The sequence below is a fragment of the Acinetobacter sp. 18QD2AZ41W genome, assembly GCF_009829025.1.
In the GTDB taxonomy this organism is placed as follows: Bacteria; Pseudomonadota; Gammaproteobacteria; order Pseudomonadales; family Moraxellaceae; genus Acinetobacter; species Acinetobacter pseudolwoffii.
In genome coordinates this window covers 1-18,931 of sequence record NZ_WURP01000008.1, presented here as the reverse complement: position 1 = coordinate 18,931, position 18,931 = coordinate 1, and the positions used below count along the sequence as shown (strand labels likewise).

The 18,931-nt window shown below is 41.6% G+C and carries 16 protein-coding genes and 1 rRNA gene; 2 read left to right on the top strand and 15 right to left on the bottom strand.

The genetic code is table 11. The annotated features are described in order from the left end of the window. Positions 1 to 16 precede the first annotated feature (16 nt). Positions 17 to 625, bottom strand: a complete 609-nt coding sequence (locus GVV58_RS11370; RefSeq protein ID WP_005095870.1) for a CoA pyrophosphatase — start codon at positions 623 to 625, stop codon at positions 17 to 19. A 123-nt stretch (positions 626 to 748) separates the two neighbouring features. On the opposite strand from GVV58_RS11370, the gene GVV58_RS11365 reads away from it, so the two are divergent. After that, positions 749 to 1,297 carry an NUDIX hydrolase gene (locus GVV58_RS11365; RefSeq protein WP_167381261.1) on the top strand — a complete coding sequence of 183 codons (549 nt, stop codon included), beginning with the start codon at positions 749 to 751 and terminating at the stop codon, positions 1,295 to 1,297. A gap of 66 nt (positions 1,298 to 1,363) precedes the next feature. Here the strand turns inward: GVV58_RS11365 and GVV58_RS11360 are convergent, their stop codons facing one another. The 6 genes from GVV58_RS11360 to GVV58_RS11335 form a co-directional block, all read right to left on the bottom strand. After that, complete coding sequence (locus GVV58_RS11360) at positions 1,364 to 3,295, bottom strand: hypothetical protein (protein WP_159516596.1); 1,932 nt, start codon at positions 3,293 to 3,295, stop codon at positions 1,364 to 1,366. Between the two features lie 21 nt (positions 3,296 to 3,316). Then, complete coding sequence (gene filE / locus GVV58_RS11355) at positions 3,317 to 4,432, bottom strand: putative pilus assembly protein FilE (RefSeq protein WP_159516595.1); 1,116 nt, start codon at positions 4,430 to 4,432, stop codon at positions 3,317 to 3,319. Positions 4,433 to 4,439: 7 nt separating this feature from the next. Then, positions 4,440 to 6,104 carry an outer membrane protein transport protein gene (locus tag GVV58_RS11350; protein ID WP_005095864.1) on the bottom strand — a complete coding sequence of 555 codons (1,665 nt, stop codon included), beginning with the start codon at positions 6,102 to 6,104 and terminating at the stop codon, positions 4,440 to 4,442. A 12-nt stretch (positions 6,105 to 6,116) separates the two neighbouring features. Next, the gene (locus GVV58_RS11345) at positions 6,117 to 7,322 is read right to left on the bottom strand and encodes a hypothetical protein (RefSeq protein WP_159516594.1); all 1,206 of its coding nucleotides are present in this window, start codon (positions 7,320 to 7,322) and stop codon (positions 6,117 to 6,119) included. 34 nt (positions 7,323 to 7,356) lie between these two features. Beyond that, positions 7,357 to 8,190, bottom strand: coding sequence for a C39 family peptidase (locus tag GVV58_RS11340; protein ID WP_005095859.1), 834 nt, complete (start codon positions 8,188 to 8,190; stop codon positions 7,357 to 7,359). Positions 8,191 to 8,378: 188 nt separating this feature from the next. After that, complete coding sequence (locus GVV58_RS11335; RefSeq protein ID WP_159516593.1) at positions 8,379 to 9,497, bottom strand: DUF6160 family protein; 1,119 nt, start codon at positions 9,495 to 9,497, stop codon at positions 8,379 to 8,381. 260 nt (positions 9,498 to 9,757) lie between these two features. Here GVV58_RS11335 and GVV58_RS11330 point away from each other — a divergent pair, with 260 nt between their 5' ends. Next, positions 9,758 to 11,089, top strand: a complete 1,332-nt coding sequence (locus GVV58_RS11330) for an anthranilate synthase component I family protein (protein WP_159516592.1) — start codon at positions 9,758 to 9,760, stop codon at positions 11,087 to 11,089. A 119-nt stretch (positions 11,090 to 11,208) separates the two neighbouring features. Here the strand turns inward: GVV58_RS11330 and hisC are convergent, their stop codons facing one another. The 8 genes from hisC to rrf all read right to left on the bottom strand — a co-directional run bounded on the left by hisC (position 11,209) and on the right by rrf (position 18,662). After that, a complete protein-coding gene (hisC, locus tag GVV58_RS11325) occupies positions 11,209 to 12,300 on the bottom strand; it encodes a histidinol-phosphate transaminase (RefSeq protein WP_100357378.1) in 1,092 nt (363 codons plus the stop codon). A 151-nt stretch (positions 12,301 to 12,451) separates the two neighbouring features. After that, a complete protein-coding gene (gene hisD, locus GVV58_RS11320; protein ID WP_081273097.1) occupies positions 12,452 to 13,753 on the bottom strand; it encodes a histidinol dehydrogenase in 1,302 nt (433 codons plus the stop codon). A 186-nt stretch (positions 13,754 to 13,939) separates the two neighbouring features. Next, positions 13,940 to 14,641 carry an ATP phosphoribosyltransferase gene (gene hisG / locus GVV58_RS11315; protein WP_004646025.1) on the bottom strand — a complete coding sequence of 234 codons (702 nt, stop codon included), beginning with the start codon at positions 14,639 to 14,641 and terminating at the stop codon, positions 13,940 to 13,942. After that, positions 14,641 to 15,897, bottom strand: a complete 1,257-nt coding sequence (murA, locus tag GVV58_RS11310; protein ID WP_005172524.1) for a UDP-N-acetylglucosamine 1-carboxyvinyltransferase — start codon at positions 15,895 to 15,897, stop codon at positions 14,641 to 14,643. The genes hisG and murA overlap by 1 nt, the downstream gene beginning before the upstream one ends. A 7-nt stretch (positions 15,898 to 15,904) precedes the next feature. Continuing rightward, positions 15,905 to 16,156: a BolA family iron metabolism protein IbaG gene (gene ibaG / locus GVV58_RS11305; RefSeq protein ID WP_004730742.1), complete on the bottom strand. Its 252-nt coding sequence runs from the start codon at positions 16,154 to 16,156 to the stop codon at positions 15,905 to 15,907. A 133-nt stretch (positions 16,157 to 16,289) separates the two neighbouring features. Then, positions 16,290 to 16,622 carry a ribosome-associated translation inhibitor RaiA gene (raiA, locus tag GVV58_RS11300; RefSeq protein ID WP_005172527.1) on the bottom strand — a complete coding sequence of 111 codons (333 nt, stop codon included), beginning with the start codon at positions 16,620 to 16,622 and terminating at the stop codon, positions 16,290 to 16,292. Between the two features lie 183 nt (positions 16,623 to 16,805). After that, on the bottom strand, positions 16,806 to 18,257 hold the full coding sequence (locus GVV58_RS11295; protein ID WP_159516591.1) for an RNA polymerase factor sigma-54: 1,452 nt from the start codon (positions 18,255 to 18,257) through the stop codon (positions 16,806 to 16,808). Between the two features lie 290 nt (positions 18,258 to 18,547). Beyond that, positions 18,548 to 18,662: ribosomal RNA gene (gene rrf / locus GVV58_RS11290) — 5S ribosomal RNA — on the bottom strand. Positions 18,663 to 18,931: the final 269 nt, after the last annotated feature.

Below are 18,931 nucleotides of genomic sequence, written 5' to 3'. Positions count from 1 at the left end.
AAATCCTGTTCAATGGTTAAAAAAATTTGGAGCGTTTAAAACTTGGTGAATTGAGCAGGAATGGCCAGTCTTTTTTATAATCCAATCCATACTGGAACAAAGAAATCAGCATACGTGCCGTCAATCCCCAGACCACTTCATTTTCTACCCGCATACTTGGAAAATATAAAGATTGCTGGGCAAAGCGGACTTCATAAGGTGTGGGCGTGGCTTCAAGCAAATGTTGCAATGAGGCAAAGAAAATCCGGTCGATTTCCGTTGGTTGCGGAATCAGCTGCACTTGCGGCGGAATCAGCCCGACAATCGGCTTAACCAGCATGCCATTACGGGCTTTCTGCATGGGCAAGTCCCCCATCAGCTGCACATCAAAGGGATTTAATGCCGTTTCCTCATAGGCTTCTCTTAAAGCCACGACAATATTGCTGGTATCTTGTGGATCGCGCTTGCCACCCGGAAACGAAACCTCTCCGGCATGATTATTCAAATAGGCCGAACGGCGGGTCAGCAATACTTTGGGATCAGCTTCATCGGTGATCGCAATCAACACGGCAGCATGCGCAGATCGAATACGCCTGGAAAAGCGTAATCGTTGCTGCAACTTTTGTGTCAACTCACGCGCATCCATTCTTTCAGCCCTAGCCATGATCATAATTTCATCATAGCTGATTTTTGATTCAGCGGGATAGAAATGATGCCAAATTTTGATTTTTCAGTTATCCTGAGCTTACTTTTATCATTGATGATGAATATGAACTTCTGTGTGAATTGTGGACATAAAACGACCGAAAAAATTCCTTTGGGCGACCAACAAATCCGCAGTGTGTGTAATTCATGTGGCTCTATTCATTATATTAATCCAAAAGTCATTTGTGGCGCGCTGGTACTCTGGGACAATAAAGTCCTGCTGTGCCGCCGCGCCATTGAACCGCGTTACGGTTTATGGACTTTACCTGCCGGCTATATGGAACTGTTTGAAACCATGGAGCAAGGTGCTGCACGGGAAACCCGTGAAGAAGCTGAAGCCGAAGTGGAGATTGAGCAGTTGTACTGTATGTATAACATTCCGCGTATTGGCCAGATTTATGTGCTGTTCAAAGCCAATCTGATTGATGGAAAATTTGGTGCTGGTGAGGAAACCATCGAAGCACGTTTATTCGATGAAGCAGATATTCCGTGGACCGAGCTGGCTTTCCCAAGTGTAGAACATACACTAAGACATTATTTTGCAGACCGTAAAAATAATATTTTCCCGATGCATTTAGAAACCTTAGGTTCGCGTCTGGATCATACCGGTTAAATCCAATAGATTGAGCGCGCATAAAAAAATCCCATACGCAGATGGGATTTTTTTATTTATGGGACATTACGCTTTAGCTTTGACGCGATAACAATCTGCAAGTTTAAACTCAACAGACCCACCGCTTCGTTTGGCCAGATCAATATCGTCAGGCGTTTCATCCTCATTATTATTGTTATAAATTTTCTGGAAACTGGCATAGGTATTGGCCCATTGCACGCCGTCTCCGACCGAATTCAGGAAGGTGACCCGCCCATTCTGACCGGCAGCAGTATCCAGTACATTGGACAAATTCAGCAGAGCACCGCCAATCACAATCGAATCATTTGAATTTGGTGAAGACTGGATGCGTGAATCGACCCCAACCAATGCACCATTCAAATCCCCTAATTTTACATTGGCCAAAATCAGACGCATCGAAACCGATTTATCACGAACAAATGCACGGCCTAAAGTTCCAAGCCGGTATTGCTGTACGCCATTCAATAATAAATTGTTATCAAGCACATCGCCCTCACAGCCTGTTATTGGGTCGGTCGCAAGATTATTCTCAGATTGCATATTGGTTCGCACATCACCATTACTATCAATCACAATCCCCAAAGTAACTGGACTGACCGTTGTATCACTAAACTTAAACTCCAGATTGGCATACATCGGGAAGATATACTTCTCCCTACTGGCTACATTCTGCTCTGTTTTAAATACCGCACGATCCAGATAGCTGATTGGGAAAATTTTATATAAATCAATACTTCCATTATATTGATCACCATCCGCATCCAGACGCCATGCCCCTAAACTGGCTTGATCAGATGCATCCAGCTGTGTTTTTCCAGTGACCATCTTATAGAAAGCTTCTTTACCCGCAATTACATAATCATTCAGCAAACTACCCCGATACAGTTCAAGTGGCGTAGCGTTATTTGCGACATTTAAACGATAAGGTGCAGTAATCGTTTTGCTGGTAGGATGAATCCATGAACTTTGCGGATCGGCCGTCATTTGTGCAGGTTTCACATTACGAATGAGTTCAGCATTAATTCCACCCAGTGAAGATAGATTTTTTGCGGGCAGTTTTAACTGGCTATCACGCCATTGCAGGCCACTGCCAAAGGTATAACCCTGACGGTCTGTGATTAGCATAAAATGACCAAATAGATGTTTGGTAGTCTGATCTTTAATATCACAAGGTGTTTTATTGCATCCCACCAGTCCATCTGAACCCGACTGGATGCTACCAATCACACCAGAGGTTGAAAATAGTGAAAATTCCGGCTGATAAACCGCGGCATTGGCAATGGTTACCAGTTTTTTCACTGTAGCAAAAGCAGCTTCATCAGAAATCTGGTCAACATCGATAAAATCCTTAATTTTTGTGGCGAAGCTAGCATCCGTCAGACTGATATTTCCACTCACTTTAGCCAAGTCTTTACGCATTTCTTCGGTAATATACAAGGGCTGCACATCCGTTGGATTCACAATACGGCCTTCTTGTGTCGCCAGAGCTTGCAGAATTTTCACCAGACGCATGGCAACCTGAACTGTAGGATCATTCTGATCCAAGTTATTTACCCGACGTCCCGTAATTCCTTTTGCAATATCGACCACACTTAAACGTGGCAGCTGAGTCTGGGTACTGAAGGTGGCATAATCGCTCAGCTTAAGTTTGCCGAGAGTAATTTTGCTTGAACCAAAACTCTGAATATAAAATTCAACCTCATCCGTCTTTTGACAGGTTCCGGATGCCACGCCAGCATTACTATCAAATAGAGTAATGAAGGTATTTTCTTTATCGCCACTACAATTAAAATTCAAGCCGTCCAGCGGATATTCAAGCCCCCATTCCACACAATTATCTGTCCCTGCTGTACAGGTCCCATTGGTTGTGGCTTCATTATTTTTTTCTGGAATCACATTGGCACTCTCCCCACCACATCCTGCGAGTGCAGCCAAAAGTGTAGTTAAAGCAAATGGATATAATATTTTATTTTTCATCTTGTTATACTCGAATAGTCCTTATCGAATGGCGACTAATTTTAGTTGTCCATAATTAGTGAGCATCTTGTCTTCAACATCGATTGCTGAGGCTAAAGGCGTCAATAACACATACTCACTTTGCGCAGGGATCTGAATAATGCCTTCAATACGCTCATGTTGAATAATATTTGCTTGTCCTTCCTGGTTTTTAAAACCACCCGCTCCTTCCATAACACAGCCTCTATTGTCTAAAAAGACCACAAAAGGCCAATAATAAGTAGGATTTTTTTGGCGTGAAGCATAAGAGTTAATCTGAATATTCTTGATATCAGACTGTAATTGCACGACTTCAAAATCAAACTCATCTGCTTTCAAAGGCGCACGAGGCCATAAATTGACTTCTTTTTTAAGGTTGATCTGTTTGGCTTTTTTGATTTTTTTGTCATTAAAGCACTGTTTTCCCAAACTCTCTCTAGTTTCAGCTTGTGAAATACGGTAATAACTTTGTGCCAGCACCACTGGACCTGTATCCAGTGTAGGCGTTTTAAATAAGGATGTTAATACTGATTGACCAAGCCCTTTTTCACGCTCAATGGTCTGGATTCGGGTAAAGTCGATATTTTTATCTACCACGCCCTCGGGCATACTGTAGAAACGTTTCCTGCCTTCTAGATTAAATTCTTTATTCTCAAGATATTCACTGTCTACATAGTCCACGCCTTCAATCTGACTGAATCCGGTTTTCTGTAGCATCGGGCTTGAAGCGGGTGTCATAGCCTTAGGCATTTGAGTCAATTGGGTTTCAGATCTTATTAATGGCTTAGATTCTGTCAGTTCTTTCACAATCTGCGGTTGTACTGGTTGTACAACCAGATTATGGTCTGACTTAAGTTCTGCTGGTCTATTTTCTAGGGCTGATACTGTTTCTAAGTTTTGCTTTACAGGAGGTGACTGAACCACTGCAACTGCTATTTTTTTCGATGCTAGAGATTTTTCTTCTGTTTTTTTCTGTGGGTTATGATTACGTGGCACGACTAATGGTCGCCCATCTGGACCGATAATCGTAATAAATTCTCTGGCGCTTGTATAAAAAGATAAGGGTACCAGACTTAATGCCAGTACCACTTTCAATCCAATTTTTTCTGTCTTGATCATTTCTTCCTTACCAACGAGTGCGATAGTTCAAACCTAAAATGGTAATCTTGGTATCTGTTTTCACGTTTAAACCTGCATATGGGTTTAATAACAGGTTATTCACGCCGGTCTGGTTGGCTAAACTACTGGTATTTGCTGGAATTTGATCTTTACTGCGCAAGAAACCAATCGAGAGATCCAAATCAGTATCTGCATCAAAACGATAACCCACACCTAATCCAAATAGCTGTGCACCATTAATAGGAACCATCGTATTGCGCTTATTTTTTGGAATAGCGCTGGTTCGTGGCTCATAACCTGCGCGAAGTTTTAAACGGTCGGTGGCGGAATACTCCATCCCGATTCCGAAATTCCACGGCGATTCGAATCCCATCGGCAAAGCCAACGTGGAATCAGTGACATTAGCAGACAAGATTTTGGCAATTTTTAAGGCTGAAATGGTACGGTCAAACTCGAACTTAAACTCATCCCAAACCTTGTAGTCTGTCCAGCCAATATCAAAATTTACCTGCAAATCTGGCATGACTTTATATTTGATACCTGCCTGAAAATGCGCCGGATATTCAAAATCCATCGACACCAAACCAGACTCACTGGATGGAATATAATTAGGAAACCCAAGAATTGCTGCCAGAATCTGACCCGTCGGTGAAGTCATTAAACCCTTGATCATTTCCTGTGGTGCTTTGGCATTATCAATATGATATTTACCTTTTAAGCGCATTTTTGCCGCACTTTGGTAGACCATACCAAAACTGAAATCTTCGCGTGGCTCCCACAATATCCCGAGGTTATAGCTTGGACTTAAATTCTGCTCAAGCTCCAGTTGCATCTGACCAAACTTGCCAAATGGGTTCATTCCCTCATCCGCATTACAGATCCCCAGCAACAGAATATCGGTAATAATGTCGGAGTTTTCTTTAAATGGTGTACAGACAACTTCATCGATCATACGCAACATCCCGATCAGCTCATTCGGGAAACGTAAATCTGTTTTCATCCCAATGGCTTGATAGGACATTCCGACAGAAGCACCAATGGACAGTTGGTCATTGACCTCATAACCAATCGATGGAGACAGGTAAGTAATCCGCTCCAAAGCAACTTGCTGGCCCATAAAGTTTGCCGGATTACCATCTTCATGACCGAAACCAGCGACTAAAGGCGCATATACCGCTGTTGCATAGGTCGCTTTAGAACCAGGCGGGTTATAAGCAATCCCCATGGTGGGCGCAGCCAAAGGGAGACCTTCGCCTAAATCCACCATCTTTTTCAGAAAAGGGACATACAGGCTGACATATTCCACATCACCACTGACCGGCCCTTTAAAATCAGTACATAAATCAGATGAAACTTCCGGTCCATCATTACAGACGATAGGGTCATCAGAATAGCCAAATACGTTATATCCAGCCGGCACTGTAAACTCCCGCTGGATATCAAAATTCGCCACAATAATCTGCTGTTCGGTTTGCAAACCATCAATTTTAGTTAGAGCAGCCGGGTTAAAGTGAATGGCATTGACTCCCGGGGGATCCGCCGTAACTGCATTCCCCATGGACAATGCACGTAAATCAACCGAAAGGTTGGTTCCCAATTGTGCAAAGGTATAACTTGAACAGCCCGCAAGAATAATTCCTGTTAATAACGGGCTAAGTCGAATGTTTTTCATACGACACCCCTATTAACTGATTTTTTTACCAAAACCTAAAATATCAAGCGGGAATGACAATCCCAACGAAACATCAGGCGCATCTTCGGTCAGCCCTAAGCCGACGGTACCATTCACAATCGTTTCTGGAGAGACTCGCACCCCTAATGAAATTGCCAAGGTGGAACTGGTCTGATCCGCGGCAGAGTAGCTTTCTCCTGTGTTATAGCTAAACTCAGCTCCCGTATTAAAGCTTTGCTGATAGGACATGGTCATCGAAACGTCATAGTTAAATGAGTATGCGAAACCGAATGCAAAACCCCCACTAATCCCCGGTTCAAACTCTTCAATAATGCGATAACCGCGACGCTGGTTCAGGCCTGATTCTTTAAAACCATAGTTTGCAGAAACGGAGGCAAACAGCACGACCGGATCGATGTATTTACGTGTACTGGCACCCACTCCTGCTGAGTAATAGCCCTTCCCTGCTGCCAGATCTGTCGCTGCATTGATTTCATAAGGACTGTCGCCTGTTTTTGTTGATAAATTACCAAATAAAATTAAAGGTAAACGGCCAGCTTTTAATGGAAATGGTTCCCAGCGTGCCCCAACACTGATATCACCTAGTCCGGCAGTCGAAGTGTCTTTTAACAAGTCGGTCTTGGCCACTAAAGGCAAGGATGCAGTTAAGGTCAGGTTATCTTTCACCCCATATTGGAATGTGAAAGTATTGGTCAAACTATGCGTGGCATTCTCTTGTACACGAAGTTGATATAGTTGACCCTGAGCCATTTCAATATCAAGTTGAGTGTCACGATAGTAGGTATAATCGATATCGTAATATGATGAAATATCACCTTTTTTAATGAGTGAGTACTGACGTTCATTTGAAGTAAATACTTCTTCCAGATTAGCTGCTTGGGTAGCATCACCTTCCTGTTTCTGTAAAGCTTGGGATGCATCTGCTACTTGTTTAGTCTGAGCCTCTACCGGTGCGGCAGTTTCACTCACTGCTTCTTCAGCTGTTTCATATCCACCGAGTTCCGGCTCTTGTGCAGCCTGTGTTTCCACTTGCTCAGTCTGGGCCTTTACAGGTACAGCAGTTTCAACAATAACTTCCTCATCAACCGTTTCGTATTCACCCAGTGTCGGCTCTTCTGCAGCAAATGCAACGCCCATAACCATTTGAATGCTCAGTGCCAAGAACGTCTTGTTCATCCATTTACTGTTCATATCCATTTCACCATTTTAATTTTTATTACTATTTTTCATTTTATTTATTCTTGTAATACAATCTCAGGAAATTATATTGATATTCTCCAAATTTTTCTGATTCTATATTACGATTACGGTCCATACGGATCGTCGAGGCTTTATCGGCAATTTTATCCATATAGAACTGTGGATACTGCATGTCGACCAAGGCATAACGATTAATCGTGGCATCTTCCACATGGCGCATGTCGGCTTCTTTCAATGCCAGAAAGTTTTTACGATATTGTTCAGGGACATTAATCAGGAATAATGTATTATTTTCCCAAACATCCTGAAAACGCCGCTCGTCAAAACTGATATTACCGAGTGCTGGATCTGCGACATACACCCGGCCATTTTTATAGCCTTTATAAACTACGAAATGTTTGAATCCGGCATAAGAAATTGGAACAATAGCAGGCTGATCTTGATTAACTAAATCTTTGAACTCTCCTCGATAGCCTCCGCTTTCTAGCCCTAAAGCCGAGACAAAGCGCTTCATATCAAGTAAAGAGAAACTGCGGCGTTCAATAATTTTATCGGTTTCGCCGAATTTCATCAGTCCATTCATGACTTGCTGTTCATCTAGCTGTGTACCGATATAACCATTGAGTAGGGTGGTAAGGGCTGCTGAACCACAACTATAGTCATAGGCTTGACGTACAATGCCCTGAAATTGATCCAGAAGTGCAGGCTTTACTTGTACAGCTTCACGGTGCATACGCACAAAAGAGTCATTTCTTGAATCAAGAACTTCAGTATAGTGCACAGCGCCATTTGGCTGTTTTTTGATATCCAGAGCTTCTTTGGCAGCGTAATACATCAATGCCGAGCCCAACGCGATCTCTAACATAATTATTAACTTTTCTTATAATGGGCATAATGTGCCTATTTTTCTTTTTATAGAGCATTCACTCTACTTCCCTGTAACTAGAAAGATACCTGCTTTTTCAAAAAAATACAGTATTTTTTTTATTTTTTGGATAAATGATTTAGTCATAAAAAAGCGCGTGTAAACACGCGCTTTTTTTTAAATAAAGATTAGTGACCTGAAATAGTAATAACTGCGCCTGGATGGTATGTACCTTGCGCTGGACTGTAATAAGTCTGCATTCCTTGAACTTCCATATCACCAATTGATGCTGCGTTACGGCTACCTAAATGAATACCTTTCACATAGTTATCATGCGCACCACTTGTACTGACAATACGAATAAAACCTTTATTTGCAGCTGACTCACCAAATACACTAATATTTTGATTTAAAGTTAAATTTTTAGAATTAGCATCTGTAAGCTTGATACTCTCGATAAAGATTTCACCGGGACCATCCGTTGTTACACCTGCAGCAATTGTTGCACCATCTGTTGAATTATCAAGAATACCCAAATCGTTGATTGTCAAACCACCAATCATTGTCGCATTCAACTTGATCATCGCGCCTTGAGGTGCTGCACCCAATTGAATGTTTGCAGACATAGGACCTGTTTTAAGAGATAAGCCAGACAAAATGTCATTAACCTTGCCTTGACCACCACGACGAATAGTATTTGCATTAGCAGCTGGTTCAGCACCACTTGCTACAACACCAATTTTACCAATACTGATGTCTAGGCCTGAAACTTCAGCTGCAATGTTAATGAACGGATCACCACCATTTGCATCAGAATCAATTTTTAAATCCATAAGGTTGCGCGAAGCTAGTAAGTAAGCCCCATTGTCATCATAGTTTGCACCAACAACAACACCATGGTTTTCATTCTTATGACCTGCTTCACCATTACCATAGATTACGATTGCAGCAGCCCCACCTGTACCACCTAAGCTAACATCTTTTGCAACAGGGTCATATGAAGCGGTTCGTGTATCGAGCTGTACTACAGTCCCACCTTGATTCGTTGCCAATGTACCAGTTTTATATACAACACCACTTGCATCTGATAATAAACCAGTTGACTTCATTGTAGAACTAGAAGATAAACCATCATTGTCATGAATAAATAGTTTTTCAATTTCAATTTTTGAAATACCGATACCAATACTAATACCGTCTTGACCCGTTGTTTCGCTTAGAGATGCATCATCCATTGCTTGCATCGCCATCGCATTGGCACTAAATGCAACTGAAGTCGCTAAAACTAATTTTGTAAATTTTTTCATTGTTTACTCTCCCAAGAGTACTATTTTTTTTGGTTGTGAATTACTCAGTGTTTAGGCTGTATTTTTTATTTTCTGACAGCTTAAGCATCTTTCCTTGAGTAATTTGCTAGCCCACTTAAATTAGCCTTGAGTCAGTTTTTGATCAACTGTTGTTGGTCGCAATCTGTCGCTTACCGATAAACGGTATTTCATGATTTAAAAATATTTCCCCTGACTTCTTGATATAAAATAGTGAGTCATATCGAACTCTCTATAACTGAATGACCGAAGCTCTCTATCATCGTCCCTTAAAGTTTGAATCACGTCTGGTTGCAGATCTATTGTCCGCATTGAAGACATTGGATCATCTGGTGTATTTAAATAATAATGGTCAGCCTTTTATTGCCTGCTGCGCTCAAGAATATTTTGTTGCGCAGACATCACAAATTCAGTCTTTTAAAAGAACAGGGATTGAACAATACCAGCCCAGCCCATCTGAATTTAATTTAGCAATCGATGCATTAAAAAATCTTCAAAAGAATGGATTTCATGGAGGTTATGTTGGTTTTATCGGCTACGATTATGCGGCTCAACAATATATTCAGTATCCGGACCGCTCTCAACCTGGTTTATTTATTGGTCAATTTTCTTCCTATATTAAACCAAGCTCTGAGGGATGGATGTTCTATAGTGATGATCCAGAGGCAGAACAGATCTTCAATTATATTCAGAACTTACTTAATCAAAATAAAATTCGTCCGACGTTTCAGTTAATAAGCCCTTGTACTTCACGCTGGACCAAAACGGTCTACAGCAAGGCATTTCAGAAAATTCAGGATTATATTATTGCAGGTGACTGCTATCAGATTAATCTGACACAAGAATTTAATGGTCGCGCCCAAGGTTCCCTCTTAGCAACCGCCCAAGCCTTCTGGACATTAACCGAAGCGCCTTATGCGGGTTATTTGCGTATTGGTGATTTTGAATTATTAAGCTGCTCACCCGAGTTGTTCATTGATTTTGAAACGAAGCGAAAAATTATTACCAAACCGATTAAAGGCACAATGCCCCGTTTTACTGATCCAGTGCTCGATGAACAATCCAGACAAACCCTAAAAGCCTCAGAAAAAGATCAGGCAGAAAATGTCATGATTGTGGATTTATTACGTAATGATTTAAGTGTTTATGCCGAAACAGGCTCGGTCAAAACACCGAAATTATTTAGTATTGAAAGCTTCAATCAAGTTCATCATATGGTCAGTGAAGTTGAAGCGACTTTAAAAGCAGATATCAATCCTTTTGAAGTACTCATGTCTGCTCTTCCAGGTGGCTCGATTACAGGCGCACCCAAAATTCGGGCCATGCAGATTATTGAAGAACTTGAGGGTACACCACGTGGTGCTTACTGTGGTTCTATGGGCTATTTCAATTTCGATGGCACTGGCTCCTGGAATATTCTGATTCGCTCGATTCAAAAGTATCAGGAAGATATTTCTTTATGGGCCGGTGGTGGTATTACCATTTCTTCTGATTGTGATGCTGAATACCAAGAATGTTTTGATAAGGTTTCAGCGATGCTTGATCTGTTAAATACCTGGTATCAGCCTGAATAAATAAAAAGTGAATTTTAAGATTCGCTTTTTACTACAAATCTCCCCCTTGCGCAGCAATGCTTCTCACCTTTAATAAAGGTGAGAATGCCTCCCTTTAAAACGGGAGGCTAGAAAGGATTTTAATTACACAAAATCTCATTTTTTAGCGTATCTACTAAACGCTGATTTTGCTCATCTGTACCAATCGTAATACGCAAGAATTGATTAATACGAGGTTTGTTGAAATAACGCACGATAATACCACGCTCACGTAACTCACTCGCGAGCTCACCTGCATCTTTAGATACGAATGTGGCAAAAATAAAGTTTGCACTCGAAGGTAATACCTTAAAACCAAGCTCATTCAGCTGAGCTACCAACTTTTCACGACTGGCAATGACTTTATGATTTTGTGCTTCAAAGTATTCCTGATCTTCAAAAGAAGCCACCGCTGCCGCAATGGCAAAACGATCCATCGGATAAGAGTTGAAACTATTTTTGACTGCTTCAAGTGCTGCAATTAAATGTGGCTGAGCAATGGCAAAACCCACACGTAATCCTGCAAGAGAACGCGACTTCGATGTAGTTTGACATACCACTAAGTTTTCGTATTTCTCAACCAGCTTGACTGCCGATTCAGCGCCAAAGTCGACATAGGCTTCATCAATCACCACCACTGAATCTGGATTGGCTTGCAGAATTTCTTCAATCGCACCTAAGCCAAGATCAATACTGGTTGGCGCATTCGGATTGGTGATAATGATACCGCCATTGGCCTGTTTATAATCATCTACCACAATTTCAAAGTCATCATTGAGTGGTAAAATTTTGGTTTTTACCCCAAAGAACTGACTATATACCGGATAGAAACTATAGGTGATGTCTGGATAAAGCAATGGCTGTTCTTGAACAAAGAATGCTTTGAAAATGTGCGCTAAAACTTCATCCGAACCATTCCCGACAAAAACCGTCTCTACAGGCACATGTTGCTGTTTCGCAATCGCCTGTTTAAGTTCAGATGCGTCTGGATCTGGATAAAGGCGCAAAACGTCAGCTGAATTGGCCAATACCTGCTGCACTGCCGCAACCACTTTAGGCGATGGCGGATACGGATTTTCATTGGTATTCAGTTTTAAAATATTCTGGATTTTTGGCTGTTCACCCGGCGTATACGGTTCTAATTCACGTACGTCAGGACTCCAAAAACGCATTTGTTCTGTGGTGATATTCATTTTTAAATTCTCAAAGTTCCCTCTCCTAACCTCTCTTACATTCACTTTAAAACAATGCTTAAAGCTCATTCAGAGAGAGGAATATTCATTCTTTATAATATTTCCCCTCTCCTTAGTAGGAGAGAGTTAGGGAGAGGTTTTATATTTTTAATTACTGATAACGATAACGCGCCGATCTCGCATGCGCATCCAGATTTTCCTGCTGTGCCAAAATATCTGCTGTTTTCGCCAAGGTTTTAACACCCTCTTGTGAACACATGATCAGGCTTGATCGCTTCTGGAAATCATAAACCCCCAGCGGTGATGAAAAACGTGCTGTACCTGAAGTTGGCAAGACATGGTTTGGCCCGGCACAATAATCACCAATCGCTTCAGGGGTGTAACGACCCATGAAAATCGCGCCTGCATGGCGAATATCTTCTGCCATCTCTTGTGCTTCATCTAAACATAGCATGAGATGTTCTGGCGCCACTTGGTTAATCAGCTCAGCACCTTCAGCACGGTCTTTTACCAATACCAAAGCACCGCGGTTCTCAATTGAAGTACGTGCAATATCTGCTTTCGGTAATGCTTCTAAGTGTTTTTCAATCCACTTTTCAACAGCATCTAAAAGTGCTTCATCAGGTGTAATGAAAACGGCTTGTGCCACAGTGTCATGTTCAGCCTGTGACAATAAGTCCATCGCCAACCATTCAGCGTTATTCTCGCCTTCGGCATAGACCAGAATCTCAGAAGGGCCTGCAATCATATCGATACCGACCTGACCAAACACCGCACGTTTTGCTGCAGCCACAAACCGGTTACCTGGACCAGTAATTTTATCGACAGGTGGTACGGTTTCTGTACCATATGCGAGTGCTGCAACGGCTTGTGCACCACCAATCGTAAAGACACGTGTTACGCCAGCCAAATATGCAGCAGCCAATACCAATGGATTGAGTTCACCATTCGGGGCAGGCACCACCATAATAATTTCAGGGACACCCGCCACATGTGCAGGCACTGCATTCATCAGTACTGAGGATGGATAAGATGCCAGACCACCCGGCACATAAATCCCGACACGATCCAGTGGAGTCACTTTCTGACCGAGCGTATTCCCCAAAGCATCGACATAAGTCCAGCCATCTTGTTTTTGGGCCTGGTGAAACTCACGCACACGCGCTGCAGCTAATTCCAGTGCTTCACGAACTTCAGTCGTTAAACCTTCAAAGGCAGCTTTGAGCTGCTCTTGTGTCAGTTCTAGCTCTGAAAATTGATGCGCCGGATGTCGATCGAACTGTTGAGTGAGTTTAAGAACATGTGCATCACCATGCTGACGAACATCAGCAATAATTTGATCTACAGTTTTTAAAAGTTCAGGATCATTCACAGTCTCAAAAGCCAACAAGTCAGCAAATGCTTGCTTGAAGTTTTGATCTTGGGTCGATAAACGTCGCATCAATTTACCCATCAGGTTTGAATTCGAAGGCTTTAGTTTACCTGTTTTCTAGGCTTTTGTCGGCAGACATAGTGCTCTAGCTCTATGAGTTTTATTGAAAATAGCTTTGGGTAAAATTGATGAAAGGATTTAAATAGAATCTGATATATAGAGAAATAAGAAACCGCCCGGATTGGGCGGTTTCTTAAGCAATCAATTTTAAGCCTGTTTTGCCTTTTCGCGTTCTTCGACTGCTTTTTCAAGCTGAGCCAGAATCGGATTTAACAAGGCTTGCTTACGTTTGAAGCTGGCTTTATTGACGATTAAACGTGAAGAGACTTTACAGATTTCTTCAAGTGGCTCTAAACCATTGGCACGTAAGGTATTACCAGTATCGACCACATCGACAATGTAATCGCCCAGACCGACCAATGGTGCAAGTTCCATTGAACCATACAACTTGATCACATCGACTTGCTCACCCAAGCTGGCATAGTATTGCCGGGTTAAATTCACGTACTTGGTCGCAATTTTCAAACGACCTTTAGGACGCTGCATCCCGACTTTACCAGCTGTCATCAATTTACAAACCGCAATTTTCAGGTCTAATGGTTCATAGACATTTTGCGCACCATGTTCCATCAATACATCTTTACCCGCTACACCAATATCGGCTGCACCATTTTCTACATAAGTCGGCACATCAGAAGCACGTAAAATTAAAATACGAACCTGTTTATGCGTAGTGGGGAAAATCAGTTTACGTGATTTATCCGGATCTTCCAGTAAATTAATCCCTGCTGTTTCAAGCAGTGGCAATGTTTCTTTTAAGATACGACCCTTACTTAATGCCAAAGTTAAACCATGATCAAAATTGCCCATTACGTCAAAGTTTGGATCATCGTTTCTCATATCGCTCATTAATTTACTCGCTTAATTTGGGCACCTAAACTTTGTAACTTTGCTTCTACATTTTCATAACCGCGGTCAATGTGATAAATACGGTCAATCAGTGTTTCACCTTCAGCGGCAAGTGCTGCCAGTACCAAAGAGAAAGAAGCACGTAAATCTGTTGCCATTACGGGTGCGGCAGAAAGTTTTTCTACCCCAGTTACGACAGCATCATTACCTTCGACCTGAATGTTTGCCCCCATACGGGCCAACTCAGGAACATGCATAAAACGGTTTTCAAAAATCGTTTCTGAAATTGTCGCAAAGCCTGCAGCAATGGCATTTACAGCCATGATCTGGGCTTGCATATCAGTTGGAAATTCTGGATGTGGCAAGGTCTGGAAGCTTACGGCTTTCGGACGTTTACCCAGCATATCTAACTCAATCCAGTCGTCGCCACGAGTGACTTCTGCGCCCATTTCTTCAAATTTATCCAGCACAGCTTCCATGAGGGATGGATCTGTGTGTGTGGTTTTGATACGACCACCTGTGATTGCAGCCGCCGCCAGATATGAACCCGTTTCAATCCGGTCAGCCACCACTGCATATTCACAGCCATGCAGACTTTCAACACCAGTCACGATTAACGTATCGGTATCCAAACCTTCAATTTTGGCCCCCATCTTGATCAGCATTTGCGCAAGATCAGTGATTTCAGGCTCACGTGCTGCATTGCGAATTGTGGTCACACCATCGGCCAAGACTGCAGCCATCAGAATATTTTCTGTACCACCGACAGTCACCATATCGAAAACGACTTCGCCACCTTTAAGACGGCCATCGACTTTGGCATGCACATAGCCTGCTTCAACTTCAATCTCTGCACCCAAAGCTTCCAACGCTTTTAAATGCTGATCAACAGGACGTGAACCAATTGCACAACCACCCGGCAAAGACACTTTTGCACTGCCATAACGCGCCAATAAAGGGCCAAGCACTAAAATAGAAGCACGCATGGTTTTCACGAGCTCATATGGTGCAAACTGGTTATCTAATGTCGAGGTATCCGCAGTAACGGTATCACCTTCATAAGTCATGGTGATCCCAAGACCGGCAATCAGCTTCACCAATGTATTCACATCTTTCAGATCAGGAACATTTTTGAGCGTAATTGGCGTATCGGCAAGAATCATTGCTGCTAATAATGGAAGCGCGGCATTCTTAGCACCAGAAATACGCACTTCACCTTCGAGCTTGATACCGCCCTGAATTAAAAATTTATCCATTAATTTATTAAGCTCCAAATAAGCTTGCTTTGCGCCATTCTTCTTTTGTCATTGCTCGAATTGTCACTGCGTGAACTGCACCACTGGCAATATGGGCATTGAGAGGAGCATAAACAGCTTGTTGACGTGCAACTGGACGCTTACCTTCAAATTGATCATCCACAATACGGAGATCAAATTTTCCGCCCTGACCACTCACAGCAACATCCGCCTCGGGAAAAGCGGCTTCTAAAATTTCAGCGAGCTGTTCATTATTCATCACAAGACCTCTTATAGGACTAAGGGTGTAAAACGAGCCATTTTACTATAAATAGCAAAAATAATTCATGGATCCATACATTATATATATAAAAAAAAGAGGCTTTTAAAACCTCTTTTTCATCATTTGTCCTTTACAAAGCCAAAGCATGCTGCTGTAAATGTATTTCCCGATATCGATCGATCTGGCGTTTTAATTTTTCTGTCAGAAGTTTAATGGAAGTATACATATCATCTGCTGTGGCATGGGCAAAAAACTCGATGCCCGGCAATCGGATAATCGCTTCTGCGATATGATTACTACTGCCTTTTCTGGAGCGTTTATCAATTTGATGATCTTTAGAGAGTTTCACTTGCATACTATTCACCTGATCAAGATGCTTGGTCATCTGTGAAAATTTGGTTTTTATACGTTCTTCAATTGCTGGCGTAATAGATAAATGATGTCCACGAATTGTTATTTGCATAGTTCTATCCCTCACCTTCGTTAGGATTAGAAGAGTCACAATATAAAATAATTTAAATACAGCAACTTATAACTAAAAAATTGTATTTTAAGCACTGATTCAAGTCATTTTCACTGTTCCTCAAAAGAAAAAAGATTCATTATGCTGTCATAATGAATCTTTAGAATAGCCAGATTTTAAATTTTAGATCAAGACCTTTCGCTCAGAAGATGAAGGAATATGTAACGATTCACGATATTTCGCCACCGTCCGTCGTGCCACATCAATCCCTTCATCTTTCAATATATTGGCGATTGCATTATCAGACAAAGGCTTACGGGCATTTTCTTCAGAAACCAGTTTTTTGATCTTGGCACGTATGGCTGTAGATGAAGCCTCTCCACCTGAAGTCGTACCCACATGACTCGAGAAGAAATATTTTAATTCAAATAAGCCGCGCGGCGTCAGCATATATTTATTGGTGGTCACACGAGATACGGTCGATTCATGCAATTCTACTTCTTCGGCAATATCTCTTAAAACCAAAGGTTTCATCCCTTCAGCGCCAATTTCCAAGAACATTTTCTGATGTTCGACAATACAGGTTGCCACTTTTAATAATGTTTTATGCCGCTCATCAACGCTTTTAATGAAATTTTTTGCTTCTAGCATCTGGTTACGTAAATATTGATTATCGTCACTTTGATCTGCACGACGAATCATTTTGGCATAGAAAGGATTGACGCGTAATTTTGGCAGTACATCCGGATTTAAATTGACATGCCAAGCGTTATTCTTTTTCATGACCACAACATCTGGCACCTGATAATCCGATTCTTTATTTTCAAATTCCAAGCCCGGGTGAGGTTTCAGAGTTTTTAATAAATCTACCGCACAGCGTAACTGCTCTGGATTTAGCCCGGTTTGTTTAATTAATTTTGGCAGTTCATTACTAATCAGTAATTCATAATGTTGTAGAAGCTTGATTGCATCATTTCGGCAAGGCGTTGAGGCAGGTAAATGATCAAGCTGAACCAACAGACATTCTGCCAAACTTCTAGACCCTACACCCACCGGATCTAAACGCTGAATATGCTTTAATACGACCGCAACTTCATCATCTTCAATTTCCTCCTCACTCCCCATCAAGGATAGAAGATGTTGTACCGATGCAGTAATTTCAGTCAGCTCAGCATCTAAAAAGCCTTTGTCATCCAGGGAATCGACAATGCAATAAGCGATTAATTTATCAACCTGTGAAAAATTTAACAGGTTAATTTGCTCAAGCATATATTCCTGTAAGCTCTGATGCCCTTGACGATTGTCTTCGCGCTCTTCGAATTCAGCCGCACCTAAGCTGGTAGGTTGATGAGTATAGACATCATCCCAATCGGTATCTACAGGTAGGTCATCGGGAAGGTGATCCACATTGAGTTCATTAGTTAGATCTTTGTGTTCATTATTTGATTCAAGTGTCGATAAGCGTTCAAGGGTAATCTGTTCTTCAACTTTTTCTAATAGAGGGTTACTATCAAGTTGCAGTTGAACTTCTTGTTCCAGTTCCAGACTCGATAATTGTAATAGCCGAATTGCTTGCTGCAATTGTGGAGTTAATGACAGCGAGTTCGCAATTTTTAAGCCCACTGATAATCTCATTATAACCCCCTTAATTAAAAATCTTGTTCTATAAGCAATTTTTATGCCGTTTTAATTTTTATAACACAGTTTTACCAAAAAACATACGAACTGGCTTTCAAATTCTTATATTTCCCAAATTAATAATTCTCAAATATTTGATTTACAAGAACAAAAAATACCCATTAACGATTTCGCTAAGGGGTGTTTTGAGTAAATTCAGAATATTATTTTTACTTTTTAATTTTGCTATAAACTCCGCACACAAAAAAACACCCCCAAGCCTTGGCTTGAGGGTGTTTCGAATAATGAGCTGGCGATGACTTACTCTCACATGGGTAACCCCACACTACCATCAGCGCAAAGAGGTTTCACTTCTGAGTTCGGGAAGGGATCAGGTGGTTCACTCTTGCTATTGTCGCCAGCACAACTGTTTATGGACTTGTTCGGGTCTTATTTAACTGCTTTGCAGTATGTGCCGTACTTCGTACCAAATAGAATACATTAACAGGTATATCTGAGTTGAATATTGTCTTACTAACGGTCTTCTGAATCAAGATCAGTCAGTATTGACTGTTTGGTTTTGAATCAATTTTAGCTCACTGCTTACGCAGTTCGTACAACAACTGTTTGGGTGTTGTATAGTCAAGCCTCACGAGCAATTAGTATTGGTCAGCTTCATGCATCACTGCACT

Bases quoted from the DNA above. Each gene is read 5' to 3' on its own strand.
- raiA (WP_005172527.1), bottom strand. From the start codon at position 16,622: ATGCAAATAACAATTCGTGGACATCATTTATCTATTACGCCAGCAATT.
- GVV58_RS11340 (WP_005095859.1), bottom strand. From the start codon at position 8,190: ATGTTAGAGATCGCGTTGGGCTCGGCATTGATGTATTACGCTGCCAAA.
- GVV58_RS11360 (WP_159516596.1), bottom strand. From the start codon at position 3,295: ATGAAAAATAAAATATTATATCCATTTGCTTTAACTACACTTTTGGCT.
- murA (WP_005172524.1), bottom strand. From the start codon at position 15,897: ATGGATAAATTTTTAATTCAGGGCGGTATCAAGCTCGAAGGTGAAGTG.
- filE (WP_159516595.1), bottom strand. From the start codon at position 4,432: ATGATCAAGACAGAAAAAATTGGATTGAAAGTGGTACTGGCATTAAGT.
- ibaG (WP_004730742.1), bottom strand. From the start codon at position 16,156: ATGAATAATGAACAGCTCGCTGAAATTTTAGAAGCCGCTTTTCCCGAG.
- GVV58_RS11330 (WP_159516592.1), top strand. From the start codon at position 9,758: ATGACCGAAGCTCTCTATCATCGTCCCTTAAAGTTTGAATCACGTCTG.
- hisG (WP_004646025.1), bottom strand. From the start codon at position 14,641: ATGAGCGATATGAGAAACGATGATCCAAACTTTGACGTAATGGGCAAT.
- hisC (WP_100357378.1), bottom strand. From the start codon at position 12,300: ATGAATATCACCACAGAACAAATGCGTTTTTGGAGTCCTGACGTACGT.
- GVV58_RS11370 (WP_005095870.1), bottom strand. From the start codon at position 625: ATGGATGCGCGTGAGTTGACACAAAAGTTGCAGCAACGATTACGCTTT.
- GVV58_RS11295 (WP_159516591.1), bottom strand. From the start codon at position 18,257: ATGAGATTATCAGTGGGCTTAAAAATTGCGAACTCGCTGTCATTAACT.
- GVV58_RS11365 (WP_167381261.1), top strand. From the start codon at position 749: ATGAACTTCTGTGTGAATTGTGGACATAAAACGACCGAAAAAATTCCT.
- GVV58_RS11350 (WP_005095864.1), bottom strand. From the start codon at position 6,104: ATGAAAAACATTCGACTTAGCCCGTTATTAACAGGAATTATTCTTGCG.
- hisD (WP_081273097.1), bottom strand. From the start codon at position 13,753: ATGGGTAAATTGATGCGACGTTTATCGACCCAAGATCAAAACTTCAAG.
- GVV58_RS11345 (WP_159516594.1), bottom strand. From the start codon at position 7,322: ATGGATATGAACAGTAAATGGATGAACAAGACGTTCTTGGCACTGAGC.
- GVV58_RS11335 (WP_159516593.1), bottom strand. From the start codon at position 9,497: ATGAAAAAATTTACAAAATTAGTTTTAGCGACTTCAGTTGCATTTAGT.